The organism is Candidatus Neomarinimicrobiota bacterium (genome assembly GCA_016784545.1).
Taxonomy (GTDB): Bacteria; Fidelibacterota; UBA8477; order UBA8477; family JABMPR01; genus JABMPR01.
Genome location: JADHUM010000082.1, coordinates 1 through 11,097, shown reverse-complemented (window position 1 = coordinate 11,097; position 11,097 = coordinate 1). Strand labels below are relative to the sequence as shown.

11 protein-coding genes are annotated in these 11,097 nt (G+C 43.9%); 4 read left to right on the top strand and 7 right to left on the bottom strand.

Annotation, left to right across the window (positions count from 1 at the left end):
* The 4 genes from ISR87_14665 to ISR87_14650 all read right to left on the bottom strand — a co-directional run.
* Positions 1–379 (bottom strand): hypothetical protein (locus tag ISR87_14665; GenBank protein MBL7026683.1); only part of this gene is annotated, 379 nt, incomplete at its 3' end.
* Positions 369–1,199, bottom strand: a complete 831-nt coding sequence (locus ISR87_14660; GenBank protein MBL7026682.1) for an AAA family ATPase — start codon at positions 1,197–1,199, stop codon at positions 369–371. The genes ISR87_14660 and ISR87_14665, both read right to left, overlap by 11 nt.
* Before the next feature lie 284 nt (positions 1,200–1,483).
* Complete coding sequence (locus ISR87_14655; protein ID MBL7026681.1) at positions 1,484–2,977, bottom strand: tetratricopeptide repeat protein; 1,494 nt, start codon at positions 2,975–2,977, stop codon at positions 1,484–1,486.
* Positions 2,978–3,021: 44 nt separating this feature from the next.
* The gene (locus ISR87_14650; GenBank protein ID MBL7026680.1) at positions 3,022–3,549 is read right to left on the bottom strand and encodes a hypothetical protein; all 528 of its coding nucleotides are present in this window, start codon (positions 3,547–3,549) and stop codon (positions 3,022–3,024) included.
* 270 nt (positions 3,550–3,819) lie between these two features.
* Between ISR87_14650 and ISR87_14645 the strand changes: the two genes are divergently transcribed.
* From ISR87_14645 to ISR87_14635, 3 genes are all read left to right on the top strand, one after another.
* Positions 3,820–4,134 (top strand): hypothetical protein, encoded by a 315-nt coding sequence (locus tag ISR87_14645; protein MBL7026679.1) that lies wholly within the window; start codon positions 3,820–3,822, stop codon positions 4,132–4,134.
* A 64-nt stretch (positions 4,135–4,198) separates the two neighbouring features.
* Positions 4,199–5,728, top strand: a complete 1,530-nt coding sequence (locus ISR87_14640; GenBank protein ID MBL7026678.1) for a hypothetical protein — start codon at positions 4,199–4,201, stop codon at positions 5,726–5,728.
* Positions 5,706–6,323: a M48 family metallopeptidase gene (locus tag ISR87_14635; protein MBL7026677.1), complete on the top strand. Its 618-nt coding sequence runs from the start codon at positions 5,706–5,708 to the stop codon at positions 6,321–6,323. Before ISR87_14640 ends, ISR87_14635 begins: the two co-directional genes overlap by 23 nt.
* 34 nt (positions 6,324–6,357) lie before the next feature.
* Here the strand turns inward: ISR87_14635 and ISR87_14630 are convergent, their stop codons facing one another.
* Complete coding sequence (locus ISR87_14630) at positions 6,358–6,831, bottom strand: hypothetical protein (protein ID MBL7026676.1); 474 nt, start codon at positions 6,829–6,831, stop codon at positions 6,358–6,360.
* Between the two features lie 95 nt (positions 6,832–6,926).
* Between ISR87_14630 and ISR87_14625 the strand changes: the two genes are divergently transcribed.
* Positions 6,927–7,907 (top strand): Gfo/Idh/MocA family oxidoreductase, encoded by a 981-nt coding sequence (locus tag ISR87_14625; protein ID MBL7026675.1) that lies wholly within the window; start codon positions 6,927–6,929, stop codon positions 7,905–7,907.
* Here the strand turns inward: ISR87_14625 and ISR87_14620 are convergent.
* Together ISR87_14620 and ISR87_14615 are read right to left on the bottom strand one after the other, a co-directional pair.
* Positions 7,900–9,726 (bottom strand): family 10 glycosylhydrolase, encoded by a 1,827-nt coding sequence (locus ISR87_14620; GenBank protein ID MBL7026674.1) that lies wholly within the window; start codon positions 9,724–9,726, stop codon positions 7,900–7,902. The genes ISR87_14625 and ISR87_14620 overlap by 8 nt on opposite strands.
* 71 nt (positions 9,727–9,797) lie before the next feature.
* Entirely contained in the window at positions 9,798–10,814 is a 1,017-nt protein-coding gene (locus tag ISR87_14615) for a 3-oxoacyl-ACP synthase III (protein ID MBL7026673.1), read from the bottom strand.
* Positions 10,815–11,097: the final 283 nt, after the last annotated feature.

Genomic DNA, 11,097 nt, shown 5'->3' with positions numbered 1-11,097 from the left:
CCATTAATTCAGCTGCTATGCCCTGTGGAACCGTTTCGGGTTCAGGTACTGCTTCGTCTTTAGGTTCCTCAACTGGCGGTGGGGAGATTTTTTTTGCAGCGAGATTCCCCAGTTTAGCCCTGATTTCATCAGAACTAACCGATTCAGATTTCTCATCACTAGGCGGAGCTTCATCCACGATGACATCTGGAACTATACTTGAACTTACTGCTGGGGGATCTGGTTTCTTTTTGCCAGAAACCTCAGATTTTTCTGGAGGATCATTCGCATCCAGGGTGCCACTGGCATTGCCCTCGGTGGTTGATTTACCAGTCTGCTGAGACCTTAACAGGTCCAACAGGCGATTCGTCGCCGCAGAATCTTTTTCGTCAGCCGGCATAATTATTATCGTCACTGTTAATGCGATTTAAAACAGCAGCACCATTCACTGATTTGTTATTGTAGACCAACATGTCAACAATGAGGTGATGGCACATATTTACAATTTTTCGGGGATAACCGCCAGTATGCTGGTAAATCATTTCCTTGGCTTCCTGGGAAAACAGAGGTTCATCACCCTCATACCCGGCTTCATTGATTCTGAAGTCCACAAAGGAGATCGTATCTTCTCGATCCAGGGCTGGAATGGTGGCCCCAAAGGCGATCCTGTCCTTAAAATTTTCGTGGGCAGAAACCACTTCTTTGAATTCAGGTTGAGCAAAGATAACCACTTGAATTAATTTTCGGCTATTGGTCTCAAAATTGAGCAGGGTTCGGATGACCTCAATTTGCTCTGTCCCCATTTTCTGACCCTCATCAATAATAAGCACGATCTGTTTGCCTTTTTTGATGGCTGTGTCAATGAGGAAATTTTCAAGTTGATTCAGCATCTCAGATTGATAGAGGGAGCTCCCTCTCAAACCAAAGAGTCGCTTCAGATACACCAGAAATTCGCGGGTATTCTCCCAGGTAGGGTCCATAATGAGATAAAACTGGAAATCCTTTCCAAAATCAATGAATCGGCTGAGGAGCAAACGGGATAGGGTTGTTTTCCCCGTCCCTATTCCACCCATGATAACGGAAAGACCTCGGTTCAGTCTCAGAGCTATTTCCAGGCGATTTAGGATTTCACCATGCGCTTTCGATTCGAAAAAGAATTCCGGATCGGGGGTCATAGAGAAGGGCTCTCTCTTTAATCCAATTAACTCATAATAGCGCATAGATATTCATGTCCAATCGTCGGCATCAACTCTTCATAACATCTTTTATTGACAGCTTATAATATGACCTCACGCTTAAGAAGGGCAAAGACTAGTTAACTTAATTAAAAAAATGGTTTATTACCAGTATGATACTGGGTGTTACACGACTTCCCTCATGTGACCTATGAGGCAAATTCTACAACAAATGAGCCCCGAATTATCGGGGCTCAGGGAGGATGTATGAGAGTCACACATTCTTGATTATCTTGATTATATAGTATCTCAATCTTGTTCAGATAGAATTAAATCCGCTTAAGTGATTTTGTCTTTTGCAAGACCGTTGGATAACTGATATCCAATTCCTGGGCAAGTTTCGTCTTCTGATATCCCACCTGTTTAAAAAGATATTCAATTATTTCTTTCTCAAACTGCTCGTTGGCCAGGTGCCAGGTGAGATCAGTTAAACCGCTGACATATGAATTCAGAGCTGAGCTCTCAGCACTTTTCATTTTGATTGGAAGCTTGGTCGGGATGCTTTCAAAATCGAATCCGTGTTGGCTTAAACGCCGTTTTATGGCGTAGTAAGTGCTGGTTTTTAAATCGAGTTTGCCGGGTAGTTCTGAGATCACAATTCCAGATTCCAGGTGCTTTTGTATCAAATGAAACTGGAAGACATCGTTGATCTGCTTCCACGATTGTCCCAGGGCAAATGCAAAGGGTTCAGAACGAGGTCCAATGGAATCTGGGATGCTATACCCCACTTTTGCTCGGTCATTGAAGCGTTGAACGACTTCTAGTCTATCACCCTTTAAACTAAAACCGTGTTCGGCCATTTTTATGGCCACCCGGTATCCTATCTCGTAATAATGAGTGGCAACTTCAGGGTGTTGAAGTTTGTCTCTTTGCATATCACCCATAAACAAGCATTCATCGGGTATTTGAGAGAGGATGTCATATTTCTGACTATGCTCAATCGCCTGTCCCAGATAATGCACTGCTGCATCGTATTCCTCTTCATCATAATAGGTCAGGGTCTGATTTTCCAAAACAGTGGCATACAAATAACGACTTTGCACCCCCTCCAGGAGCTCCAGAAAAACCTTACGGGCTTCTTTTGTTTCACCCATGCGGTAAAGTAAATATCCACAGGAATTTCTTATCTGTTCCACCATGAAGGGATAATCAAATTTCACTGCAAAATCCCTTCCTGCAGCAAGCAGGTCTTTGGCCTGAGAATACTCTTTTTTGATGCGTAAGTATTTGGCTAATCTTCTGATGGCAACCAAATGCATAATTTGCATCTTGTGCTCACTGAAGAATTTAATCCAATACTTTGCCTCTTCTGCGCTACTGCCGGTGCCCAGATCAAGCAGATGGGCTGACATTTGATAATCCACGACAGAATGCAGCGTGATTGATTCAGCCAGCCGCTTCGCAGAGCGGTATAAGCTTAACCCAGAATGATATTCTCCGAATTTCTCAAAGAACACCCCCCGTTCATAGTTTACATATGCCAGAACTTCATCCTTGACGGGGAATCCACGGTCTGCATTGCTGGTCTCTGCTAACGATTGGGCTTCATCCAGGGTTAATTTTGAGCCAATAAGATTGCCCTCAAGACTCAGGGTTTTTCCCCGGCCTGCAGCAAATAGTGCCTTTTGATCAAGATCCGAAATCTGGGAATAGTCACCAGAGAGGAATACATTGCGGGCATCCTCAATACTAACCAGGCCGAGGCGGCTTATAAATTCAAGCCATTCATTGGTTTTTTGTATTTTTATTACGGATTTTTGCATTATGTATCCCAAAATAATGGATTAATAGTCTTTTTCAAAACTATTTATCCCCACTCACCACCTTCACCACCGATTGAAAATTGAGCTGAGCTGATCAGGGTTACAAAACCATCTGATCCCGTTGAAATCTCAGTTGCGGTGATCAGGCCACTACCTGAAAATACGACTACATCGCCGTTCTGGTCAACATAAATCATGTCTGTGGCATCAACGATGGTAACCTTGGTCGGGATTTCAAACCAGATGCTGAGCTTGGAGGTGAGACTAACCTCAAGTGGTTTTTCTTCCAGATTACCTACCCAGCTTTTTGTTGGAAGGATTTCGCCGCCCTCTGCAGCATACACTTCGGGATCATTTTCCAGCCCATAAACAATACCTTCAGGAACTTGCTCTGCAAGGATCAGAATTCCTTCAGAATCCTTTGATAGGCTATGACCATTAAGCAGGAACGGCGCCCGTTCATTCTGAACAATCTGACCCTTATAATAGGTCTGCTCGTTGGACAGGTCCTGTGGATTTTCGCAACCGATAATCAGAAATAATGCTACCAAAACAATTGTTGTGATTCTCATCTTTAACTCTCCCTTTTTGTTTGTTTCCTCCGATGCCAATATAATAAATATTTCAGCATGTATAATAAATTTAATAATATATCAATATTTTTATTGCGCAGTTTATCCGACCTGAATACATTTGAGCAGTATATGAAGTCAACCTATTCATTTCAAGTAAGGTCAAAACGCCCCTAATCCTAGGCCCTCTCCAGTATGCGTACAATGAATGAAGATAAGCAACTGCTACCCTCACAATCAGCCTACAGATTGGGACAGGAATTACCAACCATGAAAAATAAAAAAATCTCCGGGCTGGTTACCAGTATAGTTGATGGCAATACTTTTGTAATGAGCGTACACGTTGAAGATGACAAGCGGCGCACAGGTAAGTACTCTAAAAAAATCAAAATTTATGGCATGGATAAACCTTCCATTTCAACGCTATCTGGCATATTGGCCAAACTGGAGCTGGAGAAAAAAATTGTGGGTCGCAGGGTGGAATGTGAAATTATAAGCCGTGACGAGTCCGATCAAATCATTGCCAGATTACCAAAGAGGTATCTCATACCCTCCTTTCCGTTTGACCCAGGCATAAAACACTAATCACGAAATACTTCATATAAGTTAGCTATTTTCGTTTTCCTGATTTTTATTATCTTGCTTCAACATGGAGTCAAGAGAAACAGAAATTCATCAGTTAAAACCAATTCTCAGGGCAGCAGGGGCCAATGAAAGTGATTCTGACTACTGGGAATTTCTCCTCATGCTGGGTTTTGGCGATGCTGCAAAAGCTGAACTGCTCTATAAGTCTCTCCGTAATACTGTACCCTCCTCGGATTGGAGGATGCCCCTGGTGGAAATAGGAGAAGCCAGAATTCTCTCCATATCAAGCCGAGACTTTGATTGTCATAAACGCCTATCGTCTGCTGCAGAAATAATTTTCTCCCGCTCAAATTTCCTGAATGAAAAAATTCAATCTGAAATTACTGCATTGTACTATTATGTGCTGACGACCCACCAAGGAAAATTTGATTACAATATTTCTGCCTTGCCCCTTTTGCATATGGGGAAAAGCCTCACCTCAATTGATTCTTTTCGACTGGCTTTCGACTATATGATTTCACAACGTCAAGCTACCCTGTTGAATTTTCCAATCTCGGACATAATATCAGTTGTTCAAAATCTTGAGCAAAAAGAATTGTGGACGCTCGCTTGCATCGGCTACCATCAGGCAGCCATTCTCTCTAGAAAAAAAAACGACTTCGCATCTGCCTATAAGTTTTATGGTACTGCTCTATCTATTGCCTCTCAGATGAACCTGGGTGTGAGTCTTAAGCAAATTCAAAATTCATTAGGTTATTTGCTATTTTGTGAAAAACGGTTTGATGAGGCAGAGCAAGAGTATTTAAAAATTATTCCTGATGGCGGATTCGATCCCATCATTCCCGTTTTGCATGAAAACCTGGCCCTGTTGGCAAATGCCCGATCTGATATTGATACCTGTATTTCACATATGGAACAGGCAATCAAAGTGAGCACAAAACTCGATTCAATTCCTAATGTTCCAGGAGAATATCTCTACCTCGGCCAAATCTATGAAAATCACCATAATGATTTAGACAGGGCCGAGCATTATTACAAACTGGGCTATGATTTTGCCATGCGTTATGCAAGCCATGGTATCAGTCTTACAGGGGATCGCAAAGACGTTGTAGATGCGTATGTTGGTATCATCAACAAGAAACGAGGACCAAAAGCACCAAAACCTGTGGATTCCTTTGCTTATTCCCAGGGTTTAGCCTGGAAAGACATCAAGGATATTTTTCACCACCAACTGATTTGCTACCACCATGAAAATCAGAAAAATAGCAAAGCCATGGCCGCCAAATTGAATATGCCTGCCTCTACGCTATACTCCCTTCAGGAACGTCTAAAAAAACGGGGCTATCAACTTCCTGCGAAAACCACTTCAAACCACGGGGAAAAACATAGTCTCTTCAGCTTCATCGAGGAGCATGAGAATATGTCCTGGGAGGCCATCAATACCATTTTTGAGCAGGAAATTATCCACTATCTCTATGAAAAATATGGCTACAATAAACAACGAATGGCTCAGATTCTAAAACTTAGTTACCCCTCCATAATTACCAAAACCCGTGAATTGACGCAGATGAATGAATATCTTCTCCCGAACTAAGCTCCAACATTCCAACACTTCCATAAGTACTGACCCAGAATTTGGTGATATCCAATTCACCTCTGTCAGGGATATCAGATCAATTCGGATATTTGTTCAACCGTTTCAAGGTGTTGTTGTAAAATTCCCAACGGGAGTCTCCTTGCGTAGGGCCAGGACCTTTGTGGATAGCAAACGCCTGTGGATCCGTCAAGCTCTGCAGCGAGCCCGGATCACCGAACAAAAATCCAGGGATCATTTTGAATCATGCGGATCAACCAGCAAATCTGAGATCAGACGCTCTCTGACTTCAAGACTCAATGAGCTGGCTCGGGAACATGATTTCCACTTCAACAAGGTCTCCCTGAGAGACCAAAAAAGCCGCTGGGGCTCATGTTCAGCTCAAAACAATATCAGTCTAAACCAAAAACTGTATTTTTTGCCTGATCACCTACGAGATTATGTCTTGATTCACGAATTGGCACATACCAGGGAAAAAAATCATAGCACTGCATTCTGGAATATTTTGTTCCATATCTGTGGAGAGTTGGAGACCAGGAGAATGCGTCGGGATATTAAGGCCTTTGATTTTCTTTTCTATCCCCCACCCATTTGACCATATTCAATCTTTTAGGATTGACCCACCTGCATTAATTGAGAATGCCCTTCAGGACAGATTCAATCTTCACTCCCAGGAAATAGGCTTCTATTTGTAATTCCTGGGAAAGATTGTCCAACTCATTGAGGAATTCTTGTTTAAAACGCGTTGTATCTGAAGCACTCACACGATAACGGACAGTAATATTTTGTTTCTTGATGAGATTTCCAGTCCGAATACTGGATGGTTCTCGCACCTCCAGGGTTAGGGACACGACCTGCTGGCCCAGAAAATTCTTTTTGCGTTCATAATCAGTCATCCAAACCGCCACATCCTCGTTTATTTCTGAAACAGTTGCCCACTCGGATTTCATGAGGTATACAGTAGCTCCTGCCTGGGCTGGAGCGAGATCAGCGGTCTCAACAAGGGGCACTTTTAGATCGATGACAACCTTCTCACCTGCCATGGACATACCGGGTAAAATGAAGCAAAAAAGGAGGGTGAGCGTCATGCCTGATAATTTCATTTATAATCCTCATTGATTTTGATAACTGCATAAGATACGTTGGCTGCACATATTTATATACAGAAATGTACTCAGGTAAACAGAAGGGGGTACACATGCAGGATATCCGTTGGGGCAGCATTGGTTGTGGTAATGTCATGGAAGTCAAGAGTGGTCCGGCCCTCCAAAATGTTGCCCATTCAGAATTAATTGGGGTCATGCGCAGAGATGGACCATTGGCTGAAGATTTTGCCAGACGTCATGGGGTTCAGAAATGGTTTGATGATGCTGATAAACTGGTGAATGATCCCCATATTAATGCCATCTATATCGCCACCCCGCCAGACACCCATCTGGAATATACCTGCATGGCTGCCCAGGCAGGGAAGCCAGTTTATGTTGAGAAACCCATGGCCAATAGTTTTGCTCAATGTCAGGAGATGATAACCATATGCCAGAAACATGAAGTGCCCCTCTTTGTGGCTTACTATCGGCGAGCTCTCCCTCGTTTTCTGAAAGTTAAAGAGATTATAGATTCTGGACAATTGGGAGCCATAAAAGAGGTTCAGGTTCAGTTGCTTCAACCTGCCAAAGCGGTCGATATTTCAGGTGGATCAAACTGGCGGATAAAGCCTGAAGTTGCAGGATGTGGCTATTTCTGTGATTTGGGGTCGCATATCTTTGATCTCCTGCAATTTTTATTGGGAAATATCAGAGAAGCATCTGGAATTATTGAAAATACCGGGAAACATTATGAAGCTGAGGATTTGGTTGAAGCTGAATTCCAGTTTGAAAGCGGTATCAAAGGGTCTGGTATCTGGAATTTTAATTTTGATAAGGATGTAGATAAAACAAAAATCATTGGTACGCTTGGTGAAGTAGAATATACCCATTTTGCAGAGGCAGATATCACTGTCCGCCGGGAGAGTGGCGAGGAGCATTTTGAGATCCCAAACCCCTTACATATTCAACAACCTCTGGTTCAACTTATGGTAGATGAATTGCGCGGTGTTGGGAAATGCCCCAGTACCGGTGTGACTGCAGCCCGTACAAATTGGGTGATGGATAGTGTCTTGGGCCGAATAAGCTCTACTTGAGAAGGACCAGTTTGATACTGGACTGAATACCCCTGGTCTGAAGGCGACACAAGTATATTCCTGCACTGACAGACTGCCCTGCGTCATTGACCCCATCCCAGGTAATCTCTCCTGATCTGGCATGAGATGGATTAAAATCCCTAACAGATCTACCGCTCATATCAAAAATTGAGATACTCACCTCTGAATTTTCCATGAGGTCATAGCGAATGGTGGTTGAGGGATTGAAAGGATTGGGGTAATTTAAGAACAGAGAGGGGCTATCTGGTGTATTGGAAAAATCAATACTGCTTGGTTCAATTTGGATAATCGTACTCTCATTGTGCAGTCGATCCAAAGCCGATATGGCATAAAAGTCATCTCCTCCGACCTCACACTCATAGTAAGTGCTATCACCTGAGATAATTGCATAAATATTGGATGGGTCCAATGCGTCAACTGGATAGGTTTCACTGCGGTATATGACCATTCTACGAGGTAAATCCCCGTCTTCAGCTGCTTGTGGCAAGGACCAGGTAAGTTGGTTGGATTGGTCATTAACTCCAAAACTCACATTTATGGGCGGATTGGGTAGAATATCATCCTTCCATGACATGGTGGGAGCAATGGCGGGGTAACGATACAAATCATTCCTCAGAGAATCCAGAAAACCCTTGGGATTATTTATCACACCATTCCTAAGCCGGAAATAGACACTCCCCTGACTCCCCTCAGTGGCACGGTTAAGCCGGATCTGTCGAGGTAGTTCAATGGCAGGCCAGTTATGCCAGTCTGTCAAGCGATAAGGGGCGTGACCCACATACAAATGCCTGTTGTTGCTTGAAATGGTTTGAGCCCACCAGGGCATTAAAATGCCATAATCCTGACCACCCCCGTGTTCCCAATAGAGTTGTGGGGTGATATAGTCCACGGTCCCAGCTTCCAACCAGGCCACAGGATCGCAATACAATTCATAGTAGGAACTGGTCCCCACTATTCCGGGTGGAACTCCGTTTTTCCAGATTCCAAAAGGGGAAACGCCTGATTTGACCCAGGGTTTTACAACTTGAATACTATCATAGATACCTGCCACCAATAGATTGACATTGTCTCTGCGCCAATCCGAAATATCTGTAAAGCCCCGGGGTTCTGCAGAAAAGGTTGGAGAGTCTTCGCCGCTCATGCCGCCATAGGGGTAGAAATAGTCATCCATGTGAACACCATCCACATCATAATTATTGACCACATCCATAAAAACGTTTATAACATATTCACGAACAACAGCCTTGCCTGGATCCAGGATGATGGATTCTCTGAGATCACGCGAATCACTCATGGGATCAGAGAAGGGGTCTTCCTGTTCGATTCCAGCCATGGCTCCCACTGAGAGCAACCATTCGGGATGTTGATGATAAACATGTGAGCTGTGCAATGAATTTAGATCACTTGAGGTACTCACCCGGTAAGGATTAAACCAGGCGTGGAGTTCCATGTTTCGCTCATGGGCTTCATCGATCCAGGTTTGCAGGGGATCAAAATAGGGAGAGGGCGCTGCACCAGATGTTCCAGTGAGGTGGTGGGACCAGGGTTCATAGGCAGAATTATAGAAGGCATCACAACCCGGTCTTACCTGGAAGATGACTGCATTGAACTCAGCCTCCTGTAAGGCATCCAAGGCATCGCTAATTTCTGTCAGCATGGCCGAGGTGGACCAATTTGATCGAGGGAAATCCAGGGCATAGGCCGTGGCAACCCAGGCTGCTCGAAATTCATGTTTGGGGGGATTGTCAGCAAACAAAGCGCTTATTATTATGAAACTGATTAGCAGAAATTTCTTCAAATTGAATCCCCCTGGTGGAAACCGTTAATCAAGGTAGAGCTTATATGTGCAAAGATGAGACCTGAATAAGGTCACCAGGTCACACTCATACCCGTGCAATTCAAACCACTACCAATTCCCAGAAGGGCGACATGGTTGCCCTTGACCAATCGGCCGGCTTCTTCAGCCATTTTAAGCGTAATAGGTAATGCTGCCGGGCCAATATTCCCCAGGGTTTGAACATTGAGAAAAACTTTCTCCAGTGTGATTTCCAGTGCCTCGCTGAGCATGTTCATATGTGGAATACTCACCTGATGCGGGGCATACAGGTCAATGGTCTCGTCACTCCAATTGTCGAGTTGCTCCTTGCAAAGTTCCCAGGCTTCGATGGCCAGGCCTACGCCGGCAACCAGCAATTCATGGGGTTGTGAGATTCCCCCATCCCTTTGACCCACGCACAGACGGTTGAAAGCCGTAGCAGCCATACTCACTGAGCCATTGATGAGATGACCCGCTTTTGAATTGTCCTTGTGAGTCAGAATCATGGCCACAGCCCCTGATCCAAGGGTCAGTGTAGCAAAGTTTTCACGAAATGTGGTCATACTCAACTCAGGATCCTGCAATTTTTTGATGGTAGCTTCGATGGGTTCACGAGAACTCTCACCATTTACAACCAGCCCATATTTGATCTTCCCTGCTTCAAGCATCATCATGATGTCGTTGATGCCGTCCACAAAACCAAGACAGGCATTGCCAATATCATAATTTCTGCAAAAGGGAGAGAGCTCCAGGTTGCCATGGACGAGACATGCCACAGAAGGCTCGATATAGTCTTTACTCACAGAGGTATTGATGATGCAACCGATCTCTTCCTGATCGATTCCCGATTCCTCGATGACCTTGCGGGCAGCGATGGTCGCCACCTCACTGGGAGCAGTGCCTGGATCCCAGTAGCGTCTTTCAGTTATGCCGGTGAGTCGTTCCAGGTTTCCCAATGGAATTCCAAATTTCTCGAGATTCGCAGAGATCTGCTCCTCAATACTCAGGGACGTAATAATATGAGGTGGCAATTCATACGCAATTGCTTCTATGACGATGTTACTTGGCATTCTTATGATCTCTACTTTCTTTTTCTGTAGAATTTTACTGATTGGTAGTTTCTGCAGGTATCAGTGAGCTTAATCAGAATTTGTTGTTTTCAAGTTAAACGAGATTAACAGGCATTCAACCCATGTTGTTGCGGAAAGACAATTGCCCTGATTCCGATATAAAGCCCAGTTAAAGAGTTTTGTCTGATACATTTGATCAAAAAAGTTTGTGGGTTCACGATATCTGATTATCAGCGATCTTTAGATGAACAGTTTCCTTTCTGTTAAGTAATATGTCTCATAA